The sequence below is a fragment of the Exiguobacterium sp. s83 genome, from assembly GCF_018617095.1.
Taxonomy (GTDB): Bacteria; Bacillota; Bacilli; order Exiguobacteriales; family Exiguobacteriaceae; genus Exiguobacterium; species Exiguobacterium profundum.
Window position 1 is genome coordinate 82,251 of record NZ_JACSJP010000003.1, and the last position, 22,458, is coordinate 104,708.

Genomic DNA, 22,458 nt, shown 5'->3' on the forward strand with positions numbered 1-22,458 from the left:
TCGTTTTTTAATGTGTGAAGAATGTGAAGGAAGGTAATACCTAGTAATGTAGTAGAATTGAAGGAGGAGAATAGACATGTCAGTTTTGTACAAAGAATTTACAAATGATGAAGAAGTCGTCACCGCCGTTCAATCGATGAAAACAAATGGGATTGATGAATCCAACATCTACGTCATCACACATGACGATGATCGGAGTAAACGTGTCGCGGATAATGCCGATGCGAACACCGTCTCGGCAAGTGACGTCGGTTTGGGGACAGCCGCCAAAAATGTGTTCCGCAAAAAAGGAGACGAACTGCGAGCCGATTTTCAAGAGCTCGGCTTCACAAAAGAAGAATCAGAGCGTCTCGAAGAGAAGTTAGATCAAGGCAAAGTACTCGTCGTCGTGAAAGACGCACCTGCCGGATTCACTATCTGATTCCACACCATGGAGAATAGAGAGGAAAGAGGCTGAATCGTGAATGATTCAGCCTCTTTTGATGGACTTAGCGAAGACGGACGACGGTGCGACCACTCAATTCACCACGCATCATCGCTTCGGCGTGGCGAGGGACGTCGTGTAACGGAATCTCATGGATCATCTCATTGAGAACTTTCGGGTCGATGAGTTCTTCGAGACGTTCCCATGCGTTCGTACGACGAACCATGGGTTGCATGACCGAATCGATGCCGATGAGCTTCACGCCGCGTAAAATAAACGGATAGACGCTCGTTGGCAACTCTGCGCCTCCGACGAGACCGCATGCGGCGACAGCACCTTCATATCGTATCTGGCTCAAGATGTTGGCGAGTGTATTTCCACCGACCGAATCGATAGCGGCATCGAAACGTTGCTTGGCGAGGGGATGGGCAGGGCCTTCTAATTCGCTTCGATCGATGATCGTCTCGACACCGAGTGAGCGTAAGTATGGTGAATCTGTTTTGCCGGTGGAGGCGACGACATGGTAGCCGAGACGACGAAGCAACGTAATCGCGAAGCTTCCGACACCACCTGTCGCGCCTGTGACAAGTACTTCTTCACCCGGACGCACACCTGCGTGTTCGAGTGCATCAACGGAAAGCATGGCGGTAAGTCCTGGTGTTCCGATGGCGATTGCATCTCGCATGCTCATTCCTTTCGGTAACTTCACGAGCCATTTCCCCGGTACTTGCGCATACTGGCTAAATCCACCGAAGTGCCGTTCCCCAATCCCGAAACCAGTGGCGATTACCTCGTCGCCAACTTTGATGTCGAGGTGGTCTGATTCGACGACAGTTCCAACGAATTCGCATCCCGGAATGAACGGATAGCGATTGACGATTTTACCAGAAGTCGTTAATCCGAGCGCGTCTTTATAGTTCAACGCAGAGTAGTGAACTTCCACTAACACATTTCCGTCCTCTTCTTTCGGAAGGACATCGGCTTGTACTTCTTTTACTTCGGCATGAAGGCGTTCCTCGTGCTGGTCGAGCACGAGTGCTTGGAATGATTCATTCATCTGCTTAACCTCTTTTCCTATGGATGTCTTCACTCTAACAGTCTTTCCCTCACAAAATGAAATATATGCACGAATCTTTAGGGGGAAACGGGTAGAGAGTGGTACAATAGAGGGGATTCAAATTGCGTAAGGAGGAATGTAGTATGCGGCACGATGACTATGAGTTTGACGATGTAGAAGTAGAAGAAGGCGAATTGTTCAACGTATACGATATTCTCCCACCGGACGGGACGATCCTGGAGATGGCGACAGCTGAGGAAATGGTTCGAGCGGCCGAATTAGAAGCGAAGCATCATGCGCTTCAACGGCTCCAAGATTCAAACTTCCAGTTAACAGGCGTGTCGTTCAAAGAACTTCTGACAGAATTTGAACAGTATGAGCAAGAGTCAATGGAGTTCTGGACAGGTGTCTATAACCGGTTACGCATTCCTTGGGCGTGGACGATTCGAATCGATGTGGCCAATGGTCCGATTCATGTCGTGAACGATCGCGATATCTTTATTGATGAAGACGACTTCGAAGAATACGATGTTGATGATCTATTAGAGGAATACGAAGAAGATTGAATCAAAAACGTCTTTCCCTCATTCAGATGGGAGAGACGTTTTTTTGTCGTGGAGCAGGTCGTGACGAATCCGACTGAGTTCAGTCGCTCCAAATAATAAGCCGACACTACATAAAATTGAGACACCACTCACCATCGCCCCGACGACGGCGGTATCTCCAATCATTGTGAATGACATGGTGAGGCTGAACAGTCCAAATAGCAGTAATCCTCCAGCAATGGTTTTCATAAAATTCACCCTTTCACGTATCTATGCATGTAGTGTAGACGGTTTGACGAGAGAAGGGTGTTTCTTTTTTTGACCTGGTAAATTATTTAATCAAGTCGTAAATCGAATAGGTCTTGCCATTTTCTAGGGGGCGGTCAATTAACTGTTCAGCAAATACACGAGCAACCGTTTCAGGAGAGCGGAGTCGTCCTTCTGTTTCGTATGAACGGAATTGTTCAAGGTCAGCGAACGCCTCTTTCGAAGAAGAACGAATCTCCGCCTGCATCGACGTATCCATCACACCTGGATTGAATAGAGCTGCACGATGTGAGGTTCCTTCTAGCTCTAGTGCAAGTGTCTCTGTGAAATGATCGAGTCCTGCTTTCGTGCCACAATATGCGCTCCAACCTGAGATCGGACGCTTAGCAGCGCCAGAGGTCACATGAATCAAATCGGTCGGCTTGTTGAAAGCGAGGACCGCATTCGCCAATAGCATCGGCGCAAGCAGGTTGGCGTGGACATGAGCGGTCACTTTCTCACCATCTAATTGTCCGACACGATGAATCGGTTCAATCCATGCTGCATTTTGAACGAGCAAAACCGAATCAGCCCGCTCTAGAAACGGTGTGATCTCCCGAATGACTGCATCAATCCCCGAAACGTTTGATAGGTCGACTGATCGTTGCTGATACGTAACGTCTTCCGCCTGTGAGCGAGAGAGCCCGACCACCTCGTAATCTCTAGCTTGTAGTTCCTGAGCGATGGAACGGCCGAGACCACGCGATGCGCCTGTGATGAGAGCAAGTTTCATATACATTCCTCCTATTCGTGAATCGTTTTCCGAAAACCGTAGAACGGACGAAACCGTAATTTCTCGTAATATGTGTGGGAATTTTGACTTGCGAGCATCTCAAGCCGTGTGTCTGGATAAAGTGTATGGACGTGTTGGAGTAACTGTTCGCCAAGACCACGTCTACGATATGTAGAAGCGACCAACAGTTCACAAACATACAAACTGACTGTCGTATCAGTCAATCCGCGCAAATAAGCGACAATCTTTCCATTTTCAGACTCCATCACATAGGTGACGTTTGATTGACGCCATGCCTCACGGGTCAACGCGTCACGTTCTACCAATTGGCTCCAACCTTCATCGCGATTAAGTTGTTGAATCGAGTCAAAGTCTGATTCCATATAAGTACGAATGTTCATTCAATCCGTTCTCCAATCTGCATTTCAATCTGTTTCATGACGTCGAACGCCCCATCTGATTGATTTGAACAAATGACCGAGATGGTATCGATTTCTGGATAGTAACCAGAATGGAAACTGACACCAGGGTCATAGCCCATCACGTGATATTTATAGACATCTCCCGATGCGTGATGTTGAATCCAAAGTCCGTATCCATAACTCCCGCCGCGGTCATTAACCGTCACGTGTGGTGTCAAAAGAAGCGACGTAGAAGCGGTATCAAGAAGCTGATGTGAAAACAGCGATTTCCAAAATTTAGTCATGTCTTGAGCGGTCACATACGCGCCACCATCTGCTCCTCCTTTGATTGGAATCGCATATTGGTTTGTACGCCATGTGCCGTCCGAGTGGTCAATATAACCGAGTGCTGTTCTAGAAGGCAAGGCATCGAGTGAAAAGTATCCAGAATCAATCATACCAGCAGGATGAAAAATCGATTGTTCGACATAGTCGGTGAAAGATTGCCCGGTCACATCTTCTACAATCAACCCTAACAGAATATATCCTGCATTATTGTAGGAGAATCGAGAACCCGGTTCGTCTTTCATAGATTTTTGTTGAAACAACGGTAAAAAATCACGTAACTGTTGAAGCCGATACATCGGGATATCACGCCATAGCGCTTCAAAGTCATCAGAGACGGATTCATCAAAATAGTCAGGGATTCCTGATGTGTGCGTCAACAACTGATGTACGGTGACGTTTGGTGACAGATGAGGTAAGGCAAATGTTTGAAATGAGTCAAGCGAGGTGGAAAAGGATAGTTTCCCTTGCTCGACTAACTGGCAAATCGCGATTGCTGTAAACAGTTTGCAACCGGACGCGATCCCGAACCGTGTCGTCACGTCATGTTGAATCTGTTCTGAGCGATTCGCATAGCCGTAAGACTGGTGGATTGATCCGTTTCGATTGGTGAGCAAATAGACACCCGAAAATGTCTCGTCAATCGATGGATGTGTGAAATGTGGCATGAGAAACCTCCATGTATTGAGTGATTCAATAAGTCGACTATATCATGTCCATCACAATCTCTCTAAAATTTACTCAATTTTCAAAAAAACATTTACCAAATAACAGGAATTGAGACAGGTGTCTGACCTCGAACGTGGTACGATATGGGCGAACAGAGAGGAAGTGGATTCAATGACGTTATTCTTCTGGGGGGTACTCGTTGGATTTTTGATTGCCTTGTGGTTATCCAAACGTCCACAGCCACATGCACAGTCTCTTTCGTTTATGCATTTCGGGAATCAAACGAAAGATGTCATTTATATTTTTGAAACGAAACCGACTTGGCGTTTCCGATACATCAGTCCTTCTTTAGACTTATATCTCGGAGAAGGAACGGTGATGCGAAGTTATTCAGATGCACAAGATTGTTTTCGGAGAATCCATCCGGATGATCGACGTCTCCTGCTCGATAAAGTGGCGGGACGCGTCAACTATGAAGAAGCGATTCTTCAGCGATGGCGCACGAATGACGGCACTTATGTATGGTTCGAGGAATACACCACGCCGATCTATCAGAATGATGAAATCGTAGCGGTTCAAGGTGTGATTCGGAACATCGAAGCAGCCATGACCGAGCGTGAACGTCTCATGTATGAAAGTCGCCACGATAGCTTGACCGGTGTCTTCAATCGTCGGGCGTTTGAAGACACGATTGCTCAAGCAAGAAATGCGTGTGACGTCGGAATCATCGTGCTGGATGTGAACGATTTGAAAGTCGTGAATGACGAAGAAGGGCATTCAGCTGGTGACTGTTTATTGAAACGAGTCGGTACAATCCTTCAAGACATCGAATCATCCGTCTATCGTTTAGGAGGAGATGAGTTCGTCTTGTTTCTAGAAATGATGCCTAAAGACGCATGTGAACGAATGGTTCGTCAAATTGAAGCGGCTTGTCTACAAGAAGGGATTTCCGTTGCCATCGGGTTGGCATGGGCATCTTGTCCGGAAACGATTGAGGCGCTTTGGCAACGTGCGGACGATGTCATGTATGAACGAAAGCGACAACAAAAAATAGACCTCCTTGACGCGTAAGTTCAAGGAGGTCTATTGGTTTAGCTGCTTACTTCTTCTACGTCAGACGAGTCTTCACCTAAATTGTTTAGATAGCGTTCATAACGAGAAATGCCGTAGCGATAAGATGCCCACATGAGCACGGACGTGACGACGACAAGTCCCGTTGTCACTGGAACAAACCATTTGGAGACGATGCCGTTCGCATAAGCGAGTCCGATCGGTGAGAAGACAAGGTAAACGAAAATCATCGAAGCGACGAGCAAAATCGATGTCGAAAGGGCATGCCGCCACGGTTTGACTCGTCCGAGTTCGATTTGAATCGGATTTGCTTGCAGCATCGGTCGTACACGCGCAAATACGAGCATGATTCCCGTTTCGATGACGAAGAGGATTCCGTAAATATGGATAAAGTTGATGCCGATTTCGACGTCGAACCATTGTTTCGTTCCCCACACGAGGAAATAGTAGGCGATGACGTGGAAAAAGACGACGGTCTTCGCGGCGATTGGCGGCACACGTTTAACAAGCATCCCGATTAAAACGATGACGAGAATCGGGATGTTGAAGAAACCGGTGAAGCGACGAATCAAGTCCCACAAGCCATCTGGCGCATACATAAGATTCGGGGCGACAAAGAACGAGACGAGTGCAACGAACGTCCCGAACCATTTGCTGACGCGAATCAAATCTTGGTCAGAAGCATCCGGTTTAAACTTCGGTTTGTAAATGTCGAGTACGAAGAGCGTCGCGATACTATTCAAGAGCGAGTTGAACGAGCTGAATACGGCACCGAGCAAGACGGCGAGGAAAAAGCCCATGAGCCACATCGGTAACAGCTCGGCAATCAAACTCGGATAAGCGAGGTCTGCCTTCTCGACGTTCGACCCGTACAAGTGAAACGCGATGACGCCAGGTAACAACATGAAGATTGGAACGAGTAATTTCAAGTAGCCGGTAAAGAGAACGCCTTTTTGTCCTTCCGCTAAGTTTTTTGCACCGAGGGCCCGTTGAATCACGTATTGATTCAGTGCCCAATAGAACAAGTTCGCAAAAATCATTCCGGTGAAAATGGAGAGAAACGGGACCGAGTCGTTAGCGGAACCGATGGCGTTCAACTTTTCGGGATTCGTCGTCGCAATCGTCTTCATCCCGTCCAATAAATTCCCGTCCCCTAGTGCGAGAAAGCCTAGTGTCGGAACGAGGAATCCAATAATGATGAGTCCGATCCCGTTCAACGTGTCCGATACGGCAACGGCACGAAGACCTCCGAAGATGGCATAAATCGCCCCGATAATCCCAATGAACCAAACGACGAGCCAAAGGGACTGCTCAAAGCTAATGCCGAGAAGGGCCGGCACATCGAACAGTTGCAGGACGGCTAATCCACCTGAGTACAGCATAGATGGAATCGTGACGCACATATAGCCGAGTAGAAATAACAGGACGGTCAATCGACGAACGTCCTCGTCATAGCGTTGACTTAAAAATTCAGGAATAGTCGAAATCCCGATGCCAAGAAAGCGTGGCAACAAAAAGAGCGCCATGATGATGGCGGCGATACCGGCCGTCACTTCCCAAGCCATGGCCGACATGTTGCCGGCGAACGATTGGCCATTCAAGCCAATCAATTGTTCCGCTGACAAGTTGGTCAACAGGAGCGATCCCGCGATGAAGACGCCTGTTAGACCGCGACCGGCCAAGAAGTAATCGTCGGCGCTTTCGACTTTTCCTTTCGTCATGCGATACGAGACGTAAGCGACGAGCGCCATGAACAGGGCACCGGTCACGAGTATGTAGAGTACTTGTTGAAATGTCATGAAATCCCCTCATTCCTTACTTATGTTTTATATGTATTTGTAGGAAATACCCTAAATTATAAGAAGGTAGTCCTATTGTTTTGATCGAATCATACAGAAACCATGAACGTGGGGACGATTGCGTACTTGTCGTACGAGAGTAGAAAATCGATGAGGATGGATGGACCGATGGGAGGGACCTCGTGAAGAAGTGGATGATTGGAATGTTATCTGTTGTAGTGATAGCAGGTTATATCATGTTTAGCGAAATGCTGAAAGAAGAAAACACGAGTGATTTGGCTGTGACCGAAAGCTTCCGACACATAGACGATTTAGCTACAAGCTCGCCGATTGTCATCGTCGGCAAAGTGAGAAGTGCTCCTAAACCGTTTACACATCAATCGGTCACATTCTTTGAATCACACATTCAAGTGCAGCGTGTCTATCGAGACGTGAATGGTCAACTGAAGTCAGCCGATACGATCACCCTTTTACAAAATGATATGGAAGAAGACCCGCTCGTCAAACGAGACGAGACCGTTTTGCTGTATTTACAAAGATATGAAGGACCCGTGATGGAGAATGCATATCGGATTGTCGGTCTACAACTGGGACATTTCAAAGTGAATCGGACAGGGACACTGACTTCGGTAGGAAAACCTAACCTTTATCAAGAAAGCGGGCTCAGTGCTGACTTGAGCAAACTAGAGACATCATTGAAAGACAATCCTTATGTGGAAGAAAGAAACGAAGTGATGACGGATGAGGAAATCGAGGCTTTCAATGAAAATGAAGAGCGTTTGTTAGAGGAATCTCAACAACATAGCGAGTAAAAGCGGTGCTGACAAAATCAGCACCGCTTTTTATAATCGAATGTTCTTTCGAATGTCAAAAAAACTGAAGCATAGACGTCGCAACCGTGAAGTAGATGATGAGCCCTAGGTTGTCCATCAATGTCGTGATGAACGGTCCGGAAGCGACAGCCGGGTCTAACTTCAGGCGATTGATGAGAAGCGGGACAACCGTGCCGATCATTGTGGCGACACTGAGTGCGGCAAAGATGGAAACTCCGACAATGAAACCGATCAGCATGTTGTCATACAGCAGCGTGATGACGCCAAAGATGACAATCATACACGCAATCCCTAAGATGATGCCGGTTCCGAGTTCGCGTCGAATCATCTTCATAACGTTCTTTCGATTGATGGTCCCGAGTGCAATTGAGCGCACAGCGACGACGAGTGATTGCGTGGCTGCGTTCCCGGCAGAGCCCATGACAAGTGGCATGAAGACAGCGAGAAGCACAATCGTTTCGAGGGTGTCTTCGAAACCGCCAATCGTCGAAGCTGTAATCATGCCGAGAAACATGAGGCTGACAATCCAAGGGGCACGTTTTTTCGCTGCTTCAAGCGGACTCATGTTGATATCAGACGAACCTTTCGTCGCGGAGAGTTCTTCAAAGTCTTCTGTCGTTTCGCGCTCGATGACATCTAATATATCATCGACCGTGATGATGCCAAGTAGCTTTTGCTGATCATCGATAACGGGAAGGGCCAACAAATCGTACTTCTGGACAATCCTGGCCAAGTCTTCCTGGTCGGTCATGACGTTTGCCGAAATGACGCGGAACCCCATGATGTCTTCAATTTTCGCCTCGAGCGGTGCGACAATTAAATCACGTAAGGAGACAACACCAACCAGTTGGTGCGCTTGGTCGACCACATATAAGTAATAAATCGTTTCGGCATCTGGTCCGAGTTCACGCAACTCTTCAAGGGTCAGTCCAACCGTCTTATCAGCTTGAAGGACGACAAACTCAGTTGTCATGAGCGATCCGGCCGTTTCTTCCGGATACTGCATCAAATCTTTGACTTCTTGTTCCTCAATATCATCCATCTGCTCGAATAGCGTGTCCATGAACGCATCGGGTAGTTCCCGCATCAAGTCGGCCGCGTTGTCCGAATACATTTCATTCAAGATTCGGACGGCATACGACTGAGGTGTTTCTTGGATAAATGTACATTGTTCCTCTAACGTCAGCTTTTCAAATAGATCGGTGAATACCTCAGGGGAGATGGTTCGATACACGAACGACCGCTCATGTTGATTTAGTTCGATAAAATGATCCGCCTGTTCACCCGGGTGAAGGGAGAGAAAGAGATCTTGAAAATCGACCGGGTCTCCCTTTTGAATCAATGTACGAAGCGCTGCTTCATGTTCGTTGTATTCCGTTTCTTCAATTTTCATATGCTCACATCCTGATCTCTCACGTTTTCAATTTCATTTACGGTGAATAAAAAAAGTTTTCTACATTTTTTAGGGCGATACTATACATCAGCCATACATCTTATTTCCCTTTGCCATCGTCCTGATTTCTAGAGTATTGTTTGTTCATTCACATGAGTGAACATTTATTCATATCAATGCGGAATCGGCAACAGGTGAACTGTCGGATTAGACATTCGCAAATTTGGTAAAGTGATAAGGTAAGGGTAGTCACACACCCGAATCACAAGGAGGAAGCGAGATGATCTCAATGACGAATCAACCGATTTCACAAGATACGACGCTGAAACATCCGATTCATGTGTATTCAGAAATTGGAGAATTAAAAACGGTATTACTGAAGCGACCGGGTCGGGAGTTAGAGAACCTTACTCCAGAATATTTAGAGCGCCTCTTGTTCGATGATATTCCCCATTTGCCGGTCATTCAAAAAGAGCACGATTATTTTGCGAGTGCGCTTCAAAATCGTGGTGTGGAAGTCCTTTACCTCGAAAAACTAATGGCCGAAACGTTATCACTCCCTGGTGTGCGCGAAAAGTTTGTCGCGGATATCTTATCGGAGTCCAAATCAAATATCAACGGTTCTTACGAAACATTAAAAGAGTATTTACTCGATTTTGATAACGAAATGTTGATAGAGACGGTGATGGCCGGTATCCGGAAATCGGAGATCAAGCCAGAAAAACGCCGACATCTGCATGAAATGATTGAAGACACGTACCCCTTCTTTTTGGATCCAATGCCAAACCTCTACTTTACACGAGACCCGGCCGCTGCAATCGGTCACGGACTCTCCATCAACCGCATGAAAGAACCGGCACGTCGCCGTGAATCGCTCTTCACGCAATACATTATGCGCTATCACCCACGCTTTGCGAAACATGATGTTCCCATCTGGTCGGACCGTGATTATCGGTTTGCGATGGAAGGGGGAGACGAACTCGTCTTGTCGAAAGAAGTCGTCGCCATCGGCATCTCGGAACGGACGACCGCGCAAGGCATCGAGCGTGTCGCCCTCAACCTACTCAAGCATGGAGACAGCTTCAAAAAAGTCATCGCCATCGAAATTCCAAAATCACGCGCCTTCATGCATCTTGATACCGTCTTCACGATGGTCGATCATGATAAATTCACCATCCATCCGTTCATTCAAGGACCGGAAGGGAAGATGAACATTTTCGAGCTCACGTTAAACGCGGAAGGTGAACTTCAGATTGCCCAGCACTCGGATTTGTTGAAGGTGTTAAAAGACGTCCTCGGCTTACAAGAGGCGACGTTGATTCCTTGTGGTGGTGGCGATCCAATTGCGGCAGCCCGAGAACAATGGAATGATGGATCGAACACGCTCGCCATCGCGCCGGGTGTCGTGGTCACGTATGACCGAAACTATGTCTCGAATGAGTTACTTCGTAAAGAAGGCGTCGAAGTGATTGAAATCATGTCGAGTGAACTATCACGCGGACGTGGGGGTCCACGTTGCATGAGCTGTCCGATTATCCGACAAGACATCTAAATGTGATAAGGAGGAAGCAGTATGTCTACAACGTTCAATTTTGATTTGAAAGGTCGTCATTTTTTATCGCTAAACGAGTTTTCGGGTGAAGAAATCAACTACTTGATCGATTTGTCTGCTGCATTCAAACGTCAGAAAAAACAAGGTGTTCCACATCGGATTTGTGAAGGTAAAAACATTGCCTTGCTCTTTGAAAAACCATCGACGCGGACGCGTTGTGCGTTCACGGTCGCTGCCATCGATTTAGGGATGCATCCCGAATATTTAGGCAAAAATGACATCCAGTTCGGGAAGAAAGAATCGGTGCGCGATACCGCGATCGTCCTTGGACGCATGTTTGACGGCATTCAGTTCCGTGGCTTCGCCCACGAGACGGTCGAAGGTCTTGCGAAAGACGCAGGCGTACCGGTATGGAACGGCTTGACCGACTTGTATCACCCGACCCAAATCTTGGCTGACTTTTTGACGGTGAAAGAACAAAAAGGAGAACTTGCCGGAATCAAATTCGTATACGTGGGCGACGGACGGAACAACATGGGCAACACGCTGTTGATCGGTGGTGCAAAAGTAGGAATGGATATGCGGATCTGTGCACCGAAATCGCTCTGGCCATCTGACGAAATCGTGAACTATGCGAAGTCGGTCGCTGCTGAAACCGGTGCTGTGATCACCTTGACGGAGAGCATTGAGGAAGCGATGGATCAAGCGGACGTCGTCTACACGGATGTCTGGGTATCGATGGGCGAGGAAGCGGCATTCGCAGAACGGATTGAACTGTTGCGACCATATCAAGTGAACATGGACATGCTTCAAAAGAGTGGCAATCCAGACATCATGTTCTTACATTGCCTCCCTGCCTTCCACGACTTAGAAACGGAAGTCGGTCGAGCGATTCACGAACAGTACGGTTTGACGGAAATGGAAGTGACCGATGAAGTGTTCCGCAGTCGTCATTCGTTCGTATTTGATGAGGCGGAAAACCGGATGCATACCATCAAGGCGGTGATGGCGGCGACGCTCACGGAGACACGCGAATGGCTTGATCGTTGACGAGGAGGGGATTCCCCCTCCCGGTTCAAAATAAGCGAAAGGGATGAGTAGAATGTCTACGAAGTTGGAGCATGACTCAGGTGGTTCGGCTGGAGTACATCCTGACAAGCAAGACAAGCGGTTAGGTCTCGGAGCGTTGACGGCACTTGTCGTCGGATCGATGATTGGTGGTGGCGCCTTTAACTTGGCTGCCGATTTGGCGCAAGGTGCGAATGCGGGTGCCATTCTCATCGGGTGGGTGATTACAGGGATCGGGATTATTGCGCTCGGTCTCAGCTTTCAAAATCTGACGATGCGCCGTCCTGATCTCGATGGTGGTGTATATAGCTATGCACGGGCAGGCTTTGGGTCGTTCGTCGGATTTAACTCGGCCTGGGGATATTGGTTGTCTGCCTGGCTCGGGAATGTGGCGTATGCCACACTGCTATTCAGTTCGGTCGGTTATTTCTTCCCGATTTTTGAAGGGGGACAGAATATCGCGTCGATCATTGGCGCATCAATTATGCTGTGGCTCGTGCATACCCTCATCTTACGTGGGGTACATGAGGCGTCGATGATCAACATCGTCACGACGATTGCCAAACTCGTCCCAATTTTTGCATTCATTACGATTACCTTGTTCTTCTTTAATCTCGAAAACTTCACCTTCGATTTTTGGGGACAAGGCGGTTTCTCGTGGGGAAGTGTGCGTGACCAAGTCGTTTCGACGATGCTCGTGACGCTTTGGGTCTTTATCGGTGTGGAAGGGGCCGTCGTTCTTTCTGGTCGTGCTCGGAAACGTTCGGACGTCGGGAAAGCAACCGTGATTGGGTTGCTCGGTACACTCGTCATTTATTTGCTCATTTCCATCATGTCGCTCGGTCTCATGACACCGGAAAACGTGGCGAACGCCTCGCAACCCGCGATGGCATATTTGCTCGAGTCGGCCGTCGGTCCGTGGGGTGCGATGCTCATCAACGGAGGGCTCGTCATCTCTGTCCTTGGCGCATGGCTCGGTTGGACGCTTTTAGCAGCTGAGATTCCATTCGTTGCCGCCAAAGATGGGGTCTTCCCGAAATGGTTCACGAAAGAGAATCAAAATCAAGCTCCCGTCAATGCCCTTTGGCTGACGAATGGGTTGATTCAGCTCTTCCTCTTCACATTCTTGATTTCAGATGCCGCATATAACTTTGCTTTTTCTCTCGCTTCGAGTGCGATTTTGATCCCATACGTGTTCTCGGCCTTTTATCAAGTGAAAGTGGCGAAGAACGGAATCGGATATAGTACCGGTGAACGAAAAACATGCGATTTAGCAATTGGATTGGTCGCCTCTGTTTATGGACTATGGCTCATTTACGCCGCTGGAATCGATTATTTACTTCTCACTACACTTTTATATGCACCGGGAACCCTTCTCTACATGAAGGCGCAACGTGAAAATGGCATCAAGTCACTCACTAAAACGGAATGGATGGTCGCCGGTGTGTTGACCGCACTCGCCATTTTCGCAGTCGTACGCATACTATCGGGTAATATTTCAGTCATCTGATCGGGGGTATGGATATGGAGAAAAAACGAGTGGTCATCGCTTTAGGCGGGAATGCGATTCAACAAGGCAAAGATGCGACAGCCGAAGCACAAATACAGGCGGTTGAGGCAACGGCGGAATCTCTCGCTGCACTCATCGCGGAAGGAGTCGAGGTCATCATCACGCATGGGAACGGTCCGCAAGTGGGAAACCTGATGTTGCAACAAGCCGCATCAGACAGTCCAGCCACACCAGCGATGCCGCTTGATGTCTGTGGTGCGATGACGCAAGGGATGATTGGATACTGGTTCGAGAATGCACTAACCAAAGCGCTTCGTGCACGTGGTCTTGAACAGCATGTGGCTTCTCTCGTGACACGAAGTATTGTCGACCCGAACGATAGTGCGTTTCATCATCCGACCAAGCCGATCGGTCCGTTTTATACGGAAGAAGAGGCACTCCATCTCGAACGGACGACAGGTTACGTCTTCAAAGAAGATGCAGGACGTGGGTATCGTCGTGTAGTCCCGAGTCCAATCCCTATGAAAATCGCCGAACACGCCGTCATTCGAACACTCGTTGAAGCGGGGCACATCGTCGTCGCTTCTGGTGGCGGTGGCATTCCCGTCATGGAGACAATGGACGGATACGTCGGCATCGAGGCGGTCATCGATAAAGATTTCGCGGCTGCGAAACTGGCTGACCTCGTCAACGCAGACGTCTTACTCATTTTGACGGCTGTCGAACATGTGTATGTCAATTTTGGGAAGCCGGACGAGATGGCACTTCAAGAAACGTCGAAAGAACAGATGGAGACGTATATCGCGGAAGGGCAGTTCGCGCCAGGCAGTATGTTGCCGAAAGTAAGAGCGGCGCTGCAGTTTGCCGAATCCGGTACGAACCGTGTCGCCATCATCACGTCGCTCGATCAGGCTGTAGCCGCCATTGACGGAGAAGCTGGCACACGTGTCCGTCTGGCCCCATCACTCCAACAATAAGAATGTGTCGCAGACGTGAAGCGTTTGCGACTTTTTTTGTTTTCTGCCCGGGTTCAAGGGGAAGGAAGGTTGTATGCCAAAAATGAGATTGCTATCATATTCAGTGTAAACGTTTGCACTAATTTCAGGAAGGAAGTGACGGAGAGCGGAAACGCTCGAATGTATGCGCCTATTCGAAGAAAATCATGTGTACCAGTCGTGGATGAGACCAAAAGCAAGAGAAGGGGCAATCGTACAAGGAAGCTGTTATCGCTTCACCGTATTGACGAGTCAGTTGATTCGAATGGAATATGCGGAGGACGGTGTCTTTGAAGACCGCGCCACCCAAGTGGCGTGGAATCGGGAATTTGACGTTCCACAATTCCGAGTGATTGAAGATGAGACAGAACTCCAAATCATCACCGAACATGTCCATTTGTATTATACGAAAGGTCCGTTCGCGCCGAACACGCTCTACGTGGACGTGAAAGGGAACTTTAGCACGTATTATAGCCGCTACATGTTCAACGGTCCGGAGCGGACGCTGAAAGGGACGGCGCGGACGCTCGACCATGTGGACGGGGCGACGGAGTTAGAAGAAGGGATCCTCTCCAAACAAGGGTATGCGATCATAGATGATTCATCCTCGTTTTTGATGACAGATGATCGCTTCGTCGAGCCGCGACGAAAAGGGATCCATGACATTTACTACTTCGGATATGGTCATGACTATAAACAGGCACTTCGAGACTTTTACACGTTGACGGGTCCGACGCCGATGCTCCCTCGTAAAGCGCTCGGGAACTGGTGGAGCCGCTACTGGCGATACGACGAAAAGGAGTATAAGGCGTTAATGCGCCGTTTCAAGTCAGAAGATGTCCCGTTCTCGGTCAGTGTCATCGATATGGACTGGCACGTGACGGACATTCCCGAAGAGTACGGGAGTGGTTGGACGGGCTATTCGTGGAACAAAAACTTGTTTCCCGAACCGAAGCGTTTCCTTAACTGGCTAAAGGATGAGGGAATGATGGTGACGTTGAACCTGCATCCCGCGGACGGTGTCCGTGCGTTTGAAGATCAGTACGTGGCGATGGCCGAGGCCATGGGCGTCGAACCGGAATCGGGGGACCGAATCCCATTCGATTTTTCAGACAAACGATTCATTCAAGCATATTTTGAGCAGATGCATCATCCACATGAGGCGGATGGCGTTGATTTTTGGTGGATCGATTGGCAACAAGGGTCGACCTCGAAGATGGAAGGACTCGATCCGCTATGGATGCTGAATCATTATCATGCCATCGACATCGCCCGTGACGGCAAACGCCCGCTCATTTTCTCTCGTTACGCAGGACCAGGGAGCCACCGTTACCCGGTCGGATTTTCAGGAGACACGATCATCTCGTGGGCCTCGCTCGCCTTCCAGCCGTATTTTACAGCGACAGCGACAAACATCGGTTACGGTTGGTGGAGTCACGACATCGGAGGGCATCATCGTGGGAAAAAAGACGATGAGCTCGCCGCGCGTTGGGTCGCATACGGGGTGTTCAGTCCAATCATGCGCCTCCACTCGACGTTCAGCACCTTCAACGGGAAAGAGCCTTGGCGTTTCGGGATCGAAGCCGAACAGTCGATGAAGCGATTCTTACGTCTGCGTCACGAGCTCATTCCTTATCTATACACGATGAATTATCGTAACCATGCCAATGCGTTACCGCTCGTGCTGCCGATGTATATCGAACATCCCGATGACGAAGCGGCTTATCAAGTGCCGAATCAGTTTTATTTTGGCAGTGAACTCATTGTGTCCCCGATTGTCACGCCGATGGACCGAAAGCTCCACGTCGCCGGAACGAATGTCTGGCTGCCAAAAGGAGAATGGTTTGACTTATTCACAGGACATCGTTACGAAGGCGACAAGTCGATTCGTGTGTTCCGTGGACTCGATGGACAACCGGTCTTCGCCAAAGCGGGTGCCATCGTTCCCCTCATGCCGCATCAACCGCATGCGAACGAGACGGGAAACCCGAGCGAGCTAGAAGTACTCGTCTTTCCAGGTGCCTCGAACACGTTCACGATGTACGAAGATGACGGGGAAAGCCGGGATTATGAGACAGGTGCCTCACTTGAAACGACGTTTACGCTCGACTGGGAAGCGCGGACGCTACACATCGAGATGTCAGGAGACCTGACCCTCGTTCCGGCGAATCGGACATTGACCGTTCTTGTTCGAGGCGTTGTCGGGGAAGGGGACTATGACGCTGAGACGCAGACGTTACACATCCCGATTGGTGAATTGAAGCAGGAGCAGACGGTGACGCTCCCCGTCGATGTGACACAGAACGCCCATCGACTTGACCGTCTCTATCGATTCTTAGATCGCGCGGAAATCGCCTACGATTTGAAAGATCGTTTGTACCAGATGGCGACGACGAAGACGCGTCTCGAGGCCTGGCTGTTTGACCTCCATGCGTTAGAACTCGATCGAGATTTGCAAGACGCGTTATTAGAACTGATGTTGGACTGAAAAGGGGGGAGACCCCCTTTTGTCATGTCAGAAAACTGTCGGATTTTGAAAGCGGTATCATTCTGAATCGTTTTATACTTAAGGTAGGGGATTTAACTAGAAATGAGGGGATACAGATGCGACATAAGTGGACGATTGATGATTTACGCCAGTTAACACTGTTTGCGAACTGTTCGAGTCGAGCGCTTGAACAGCTCGTCCCGTACGTCTATTGCCGAACATATCGAAAAGGACAGCTCCTGTTCATGGAAGGAGACCCGCGAGAGCGCGTGTATTTCTTAATGAGTGGATACATCAGACTCGAACGGATGAACGAGCATGCGACGCATCAATATGCGGACTACGTGAAGCCCAAACAGTTCTTTCCGTACAATGGTTTGTTCACGGAGGAAGACTACCGTCATACGGCCGAAGCGGTGACGGATATTGACGTCATCTACATCCCGACCGAACGGTTCGAGCGGTTTGTATCTACACAGTCGAATATGCTGCTCTATATCATCGGACAGATGAATCGTATTTTAGATTTACATGAACGACGTGTCCAAGAAATCATTACCCCGAGCGCGAAAGAACGTGTACTCAATACCATCCATTTTTTGATTGAAGATTTAGGTGAACCGGATGAGCAAGGGGTACGTGTCCGCTGTCCGTTCACGGCGATGGAACTATCTCGTCTATCTGGAACGTCCCGAGAGACGGTTTCTACGATTTTAGCGAAGCTTCGTAAAGAAGAGGTGCTTAGAATGGATGACCACCACCTTGTCATCGGGCATCCTGAATACTTTGAGCAAGATTTCGATTGACGCCACTCAGGAGAGGGCGTCTTTTGCATGTCGGAACGAGCGGAGCGTTCGCTTCAAGACGTGTCATATTGTATAATTAGTGATGAATCTCACAAAGCAATCGGATTGTGAATAGAGAAAGGATGAATGCAGTGAAACGACTGCAAGCCCTTGCGTTCGCCGAGCGAGGTCACATCATCGGACTGGTATTGTCTGCGGTCATGATTGGACTATCGATTTTGGCGCAAGCGTATTTAATCGTCGACATCGTCGACCGAATCTTTTTAAAAGATGAATCATTTGAAACCGTCGTTCCGGCGTTAATTTGGCTCGTCGTCGCCCTATTGGCACGAGCACTTTTTGGATACGTCTCCGGACGAATCGGAGCGAGTTTATCGGAAAAGGCGAAGCAGACGTTGCGTCTGCAATTGCTAGATCGCTATGCCACGAGCCCGGTCGAGTCGTCTTTGACGGGACAATCTGGGAAGAAGGTCAGTGTGTTTCTAGATGCTGTTGACGAGGTCGATGCCTACTTCAGTCAATACTGGCCACAAGTAATCCAAACCTCGATTATCCCGCTTCTGATTTTGGTTGTCGTCTTCAGCCAACATTGGATTTCAGGTGTCATCATGATGGTGACGGCACCGTTTATCCCTTTGTTCTTTATTATCATCGGGATTGCGACACAGAAAAAATCTGAGGAACAGATGGAGAAGATGAATCAATTTTCCGGAAAGTTTTTGGATGTCTTACAGGGTTTGACGACACTTAAACTCTACAATCGGACCGAACAAGAAGCGAAAGCGATTGAGAAGAGCAGTCTCGACTTTCGGGATGCGACGATGGTCGTCTTAAAGACGGCATTCTTATCTGGCCTCATGTTGGAATTCATCTCCATGCTCAGCACCGGCGTTGTAGCACTGGAAGTCGCGCTACAGATGGTCGTTTGGGAGAACCTGACGTTCTTCTCAGGATTCTTGATTCTTGTGTTGGCGCCAGAGTATTACTTGGCCATCAAAGACCTGGGCAGTGCCTTTCATACGGGACGTGGCAGTATGGGCGCAGCAGACCGAATCTTTGACGTATTAGACGCCCCGGATGATCGCATTCAGTGGGGGACAAAGTCGCTTCGTTCACGGACACCGGACCTCGAGCTTGAAGAGATATCGTTTGAGTACGCTGGTGGACGCTTTTCCCTTCAGCCATTGAGTGGTCGCATCTCGTCCGGCACCCACCTTGCGTTAGTCGGCGCGAGCGGTTCCGGGAAGACGACTGTCCTTAACGTGATCTCAGGACTTTTGCAGGTGAAATCAGGGCGCGTCCTCGTGGATGGCGAACCTTTGCATACGTATGAGGAATCTGCCTGGTATGGAAATATTGCGTATATCTCTCAAAACCCGTATCTGTTCGCCGGGACACTCGCCGAAAACATTGCTTTAGGTGAAGTAGCTGACGAGAGTGCGTTACTCGAAGCAGCCGAGGCAGCTGGACTATCCGAGGTGATTGACCAGTTGCCGAACGGGATCTGGACAGAACTCGGAGAAGGTGGATTTGGACTATCCGGTGGGGAACGGCAGCGCCTTGCACTCGCACGTGCTTTCTTTAAGCGACCTGGTATTTTATTGTTTGATGAACCGACGACCGGTCTCGATTTGAAAACAGAGCGGATTGTCAGACGCTCGATTGAAGAGCTGTCAAAAGGTGCAACGTTAATCACGGTTGCGCATCGTCTGCATACAATCAAAGAGGCAGACACGATTTGGTTCATGGATGATGGGAAGCGAATCGCAGAAGGGACGCATGAAGTGTTACTCGCTGTCCCAGAGTATGCGGAGTTGTTTGCACTTCAGAAAGGGGTGAGCCGATGAACTCGCTTTGGACGATTACAAAATGGATGATGCGCGAAAAGAAAGACATCCTCCTCTCCATCTTCTTTGGATATGCAGCAGGGATTGCAGCGGTCGCCCTCTTCGCGGCAAGTGGCTATCTCGTATCACGGGCAGGGCTCGTCCCGCCCCTGTATGCACTCATGGTACCGGTTGTCTTAATTAAACTGTTCGGTGTCATCCGGGCAGGAAGCCGTTATCGGGAACGCCTCGCCTCACACCGGGCGACGTTTACGATTTTAAGTGAGTTGCGCGTCCGGTTCTATCGTCAGTTAGAGCCGCTCGTTCCGTCCATCTTTGCGAAATATCGGAGCGGCGATTTGCTCGCACGCGTCGTCGGGGACGTCGAGAGTCTTCAAAACTACTTCCTTCGCGTGTTTTATCCGCCGATCATTCTCGTACTCGTCTTTTTGAGCACCATCTTCTTTGTCACCTTCTTCTCGTTTGCGGTCAGCCTATGGATCTTGTTTGGTGTACTCGTTACAGGATTCTTGATTCCGCTCGGATTTGCACGAATCCGTGCCCATCACGATGAGACGATTCGTGGATTGCGCGGAGATGTGTCGATTCAATTGACAGAGATGCTGTTCGGATACCGGGATTTAAAACTTCATCACCAACTCGATCGCACGAAACAAACTGTCTATTCGCATAGTGAGCGTTACATGGATGCAGAGCGGAAAGACACGACGAATCAGTTCTTCAATTCGGCGCTCGTCGTTGCCGCTTCCTTATTCGTCTCATGGGGCGTCTTGGCCATCGGTGCGTATCAGGTGGTAAATGGAGACCTGAACGGGTTGTTCTTGGCAATGCTGATCATGATGTCGCTCACAGCGTTTGAGAATACGACGCCGATGGCCGTGTTCCCCGGTCACTTTGCAGACAGCAAGCAAGCAGCGGATCGTTTGTTTGAAGTGACGGAGCCGAGTGAAACGATTGAGGCGCGTGAGGCGAAACGTCAAGACGTGACGTTTACGGCCGCACCGTCCATTTCATTTGACCATGTTCGCTATCGCTATCCAGACACGTATCGAGATGTGATAGATGAGGTAACGTTACACATACCGAGCGGTTCGAAGACGGTAATCGTCGGACCGAGCGGGTCAGGGAAGTCGACGTTACTTCAATTGCTAATGGCTTTCGTTCGGACGGAAGACGGCACGATTCGGTTGGATGATTACAATATGAACGATGTCAAACAAACATCTATTTGGCAACATGCAAGTGTTGTCTTGCAAGACAATCATTTCTTTTACGGAACCGTACGGGAAAACCTGGCGTTAGCCGGTGACTTCACAGATGAAGCGATGAACGTAGCACTTGAGCGCGTCCGTTTGTCATTCTCGCTAGACGAACCGGTCCTGGAGAAAGGGGCAAACTTGTCAGGTGGAGAACGTCAGCGCCTCGCCATCGCACGGGCACTTCTTAAAAACGGACTTCTTTGGTTGCTTGATGAACCGACATCGGCACTCGATGCAGGAACGGAGGCCCATGTCTTTTCTGAATTGCTACAGCAAGCCGGAACAGGCACACTCATTCTTGTCAGTCACCGTTTGACGGGTCTCGAAACGTTTGATCAGATTATCGTCATGGAAGCTGGACGGATCGTCGAGGTCGGTTCTTATGAGGAATTGATGACGAAACGTGGCATGTTCTATGAATTGAAACAAATCGAACAAGAAGTGTTCGCATCATGAAAAAGACGAGCAGCCCCGTCGGTGGGCTGCTCGTCTTGTTTATGGCAAATATGGGTGCAACAAATGGGGGTTGTCGCAATGCTTTCAAAAAGAGTGTCGTGGAGGGGAATCCACGTGACGTGATATGTTTGGGGAACGTGCACGCCAAGCTTTTGGGAAGCTACAACTAGAGTATAGTTGATAACGATTCTCATTGTCAATAAGAATAATAAAAAATCCATACGTGCGAATACGCATGGATTGGGTCATGAATTAATTCGAGGCTAGGCCTTTTTGAACCGTGAATCGAATCAAACTGAACAAGTATCTCGTGAAGAAGAGAGCGAACGCATAGAATAGCGCAATGAACGGTGACTGAAGATCAATCCCCGGGATGTTCATCAAGAACTCTAGAACGAGAATAGAGAGTAGGAATACGTAGAGAGCGGCATCTAAATAAAGTGGCATGAGACGACCGCGTTGATGCCAAAATGTGCGGACGAGTGGTGCCACGGTCATCCCGATGATCCGTTCCGCAAAGCCGATACTGAGAACGGCGATGATGAATGCTGGGATCGTGTTAAAGCTCACCAAATCCGAGAATACAAAACCTGAAATCAACAAGAGCGGACCGATGATAATCATCATCGAAAGTGAGGTCCGGAAGAAAATCCACATGTTGTTCTGAATCGAACGAATCCCCCCGATTGCCGATTGTTGAAGTGTCTTTCCACGTCTATAATCAATCGCGAACGAGCCGATAAACATAATTCCAAATAAAGATAACAAAACTGACATGAACGATGTTTCCCCTTTTCTGAATAAATCATGATGTATCGATCTGAATCAAAGTCTAGCCTAGTTTAACGATTCATTTCGAGAAAGTAAAGCGAGAAAACGCGCTCAAGTGTGAAGAGTTTGA

20 protein-coding genes are annotated in these 22,458 nt (G+C 48.8%); 12 read left to right on the forward strand and 8 right to left on the reverse strand.

Annotated features, from left to right (window positions below; genetic code table 11):
- Positions 1–76 precede the first annotated feature (76 nt).
- Positions 77–421, forward strand: a complete 345-nt coding sequence (locus KNO73_RS11585) for a YflT domain-containing protein (protein WP_012727532.1) — start codon at positions 77–79, stop codon at positions 419–421.
- A gap of 67 nt (positions 422–488) precedes the next feature.
- Here KNO73_RS11585 and KNO73_RS11590 read toward each other — a convergent pair whose 3' ends face one another.
- The gene (locus KNO73_RS11590) at positions 489–1,481 is read right to left on the reverse strand and encodes an MDR family oxidoreductase (protein ID WP_214687652.1); all 993 of its coding nucleotides are present in this window, start codon (positions 1,479–1,481) and stop codon (positions 489–491) included.
- Between the two features lie 143 nt (positions 1,482–1,624).
- Here KNO73_RS11590 and KNO73_RS11595 point away from each other — a divergent pair, with 143 nt between their 5' ends.
- Positions 1,625–2,047, forward strand: a complete 423-nt coding sequence (locus KNO73_RS11595) for a hypothetical protein (protein ID WP_012727530.1) — start codon at positions 1,625–1,627, stop codon at positions 2,045–2,047.
- Between the two features lie 18 nt (positions 2,048–2,065).
- Here the strand turns inward: KNO73_RS11595 and KNO73_RS11600 are convergent, their stop codons facing one another.
- The 4 genes from KNO73_RS11600 to KNO73_RS11615 form a co-directional block, all read right to left on the reverse strand.
- Positions 2,066–2,275, reverse strand: coding sequence for a hypothetical protein (locus KNO73_RS11600; RefSeq protein WP_078147783.1), 210 nt, complete (start codon positions 2,273–2,275; stop codon positions 2,066–2,068).
- A gap of 82 nt (positions 2,276–2,357) precedes the next feature.
- Positions 2,358–3,065, reverse strand: a complete 708-nt coding sequence (locus KNO73_RS11605; protein WP_078147782.1) for an SDR family NAD(P)-dependent oxidoreductase — start codon at positions 3,063–3,065, stop codon at positions 2,358–2,360.
- Between the two features lie 11 nt (positions 3,066–3,076).
- A complete protein-coding gene (locus tag KNO73_RS11610) occupies positions 3,077–3,466 on the reverse strand; it encodes a GNAT family N-acetyltransferase (protein ID WP_074035497.1) in 390 nt (129 codons plus the stop codon).
- Positions 3,463–4,479, reverse strand: a complete 1,017-nt coding sequence (locus KNO73_RS11615; RefSeq protein ID WP_215112520.1) for a serine hydrolase domain-containing protein — start codon at positions 4,477–4,479, stop codon at positions 3,463–3,465. Before KNO73_RS11615 ends, KNO73_RS11610 begins: the two co-directional genes overlap by 4 nt.
- Before the next feature lie 172 nt (positions 4,480–4,651).
- On the opposite strand from KNO73_RS11615, the gene KNO73_RS11620 reads away from it, so the two are divergent.
- Positions 4,652–5,551 carry a GGDEF domain-containing protein gene (locus KNO73_RS11620; RefSeq protein WP_078147780.1) on the forward strand — a complete coding sequence of 300 codons (900 nt, stop codon included), beginning with the start codon at positions 4,652–4,654 and terminating at the stop codon, positions 5,549–5,551.
- Between the two features lie 20 nt (positions 5,552–5,571).
- Here the strand turns inward: KNO73_RS11620 and KNO73_RS11625 are convergent, their stop codons facing one another.
- The gene (locus KNO73_RS11625; RefSeq protein ID WP_214814015.1) at positions 5,572–7,350 is read right to left on the reverse strand and encodes a solute:sodium symporter family transporter; all 1,779 of its coding nucleotides are present in this window, start codon (positions 7,348–7,350) and stop codon (positions 5,572–5,574) included.
- Between the two features lie 182 nt (positions 7,351–7,532).
- On the opposite strand from KNO73_RS11625, the gene KNO73_RS11630 reads away from it, so the two are divergent.
- Positions 7,533–8,162: a hypothetical protein gene (locus tag KNO73_RS11630; RefSeq protein ID WP_078147778.1), complete on the forward strand. Its 630-nt coding sequence runs from the start codon at positions 7,533–7,535 to the stop codon at positions 8,160–8,162.
- A 55-nt stretch (positions 8,163–8,217) separates the two neighbouring features.
- Here KNO73_RS11630 and mgtE read toward each other — a convergent pair whose 3' ends face one another.
- Complete coding sequence (mgtE, locus tag KNO73_RS11635) at positions 8,218–9,576, reverse strand: magnesium transporter (protein ID WP_078147777.1); 1,359 nt, start codon at positions 9,574–9,576, stop codon at positions 8,218–8,220.
- Positions 9,577–9,898: 322 nt separating this feature from the next.
- Here mgtE and arcA point away from each other — a divergent pair, with 322 nt between their 5' ends.
- From arcA to cydC, 8 genes are all read left to right on the forward strand, one after another.
- The gene (gene arcA, locus KNO73_RS11640) at positions 9,899–11,128 is read left to right on the forward strand and encodes an arginine deiminase (RefSeq protein WP_031422019.1); all 1,230 of its coding nucleotides are present in this window, start codon (positions 9,899–9,901) and stop codon (positions 11,126–11,128) included.
- Between the two features lie 21 nt (positions 11,129–11,149).
- The gene (gene argF / locus KNO73_RS11645; RefSeq protein WP_078147776.1) at positions 11,150–12,178 is read left to right on the forward strand and encodes an ornithine carbamoyltransferase; all 1,029 of its coding nucleotides are present in this window, start codon (positions 11,150–11,152) and stop codon (positions 12,176–12,178) included.
- A 52-nt stretch (positions 12,179–12,230) separates the two neighbouring features.
- Positions 12,231–13,706: an arginine-ornithine antiporter gene (gene arcD / locus KNO73_RS11650; RefSeq protein WP_078147775.1), complete on the forward strand. Its 1,476-nt coding sequence runs from the start codon at positions 12,231–12,233 to the stop codon at positions 13,704–13,706.
- A 14-nt stretch (positions 13,707–13,720) separates the two neighbouring features.
- A complete protein-coding gene (arcC, locus tag KNO73_RS11655) occupies positions 13,721–14,683 on the forward strand; it encodes a carbamate kinase (protein WP_078147774.1) in 963 nt (320 codons plus the stop codon).
- Positions 14,684–14,846: 163 nt separating this feature from the next.
- Positions 14,847–17,189 carry a TIM-barrel domain-containing protein gene (locus KNO73_RS11660; RefSeq protein ID WP_215112521.1) on the forward strand — a complete coding sequence of 781 codons (2,343 nt, stop codon included), beginning with the start codon at positions 14,847–14,849 and terminating at the stop codon, positions 17,187–17,189.
- 116 nt (positions 17,190–17,305) lie between these two features.
- A complete protein-coding gene (locus tag KNO73_RS11665; RefSeq protein WP_214814004.1) occupies positions 17,306–17,995 on the forward strand; it encodes a Crp/Fnr family transcriptional regulator in 690 nt (229 codons plus the stop codon).
- 122 nt (positions 17,996–18,117) lie between these two features.
- Positions 18,118–19,842 (forward strand): thiol reductant ABC exporter subunit CydD, encoded by a 1,725-nt coding sequence (cydD, locus tag KNO73_RS11670; protein WP_215112522.1) that lies wholly within the window; start codon positions 18,118–18,120, stop codon positions 19,840–19,842.
- Positions 19,839–21,557, forward strand: coding sequence for a thiol reductant ABC exporter subunit CydC (gene cydC, locus KNO73_RS11675; protein ID WP_215112523.1), 1,719 nt, complete (start codon positions 19,839–19,841; stop codon positions 21,555–21,557). Before cydD ends, cydC begins: the two co-directional genes overlap by 4 nt.
- Before the next feature lie 252 nt (positions 21,558–21,809).
- Here the strand turns inward: cydC and KNO73_RS11680 are convergent, their stop codons facing one another.
- Positions 21,810–22,334 (reverse strand): hypothetical protein, encoded by a 525-nt coding sequence (locus KNO73_RS11680; RefSeq protein WP_214685288.1) that lies wholly within the window; start codon positions 22,332–22,334, stop codon positions 21,810–21,812.
- Positions 22,335–22,458: the final 124 nt, after the last annotated feature.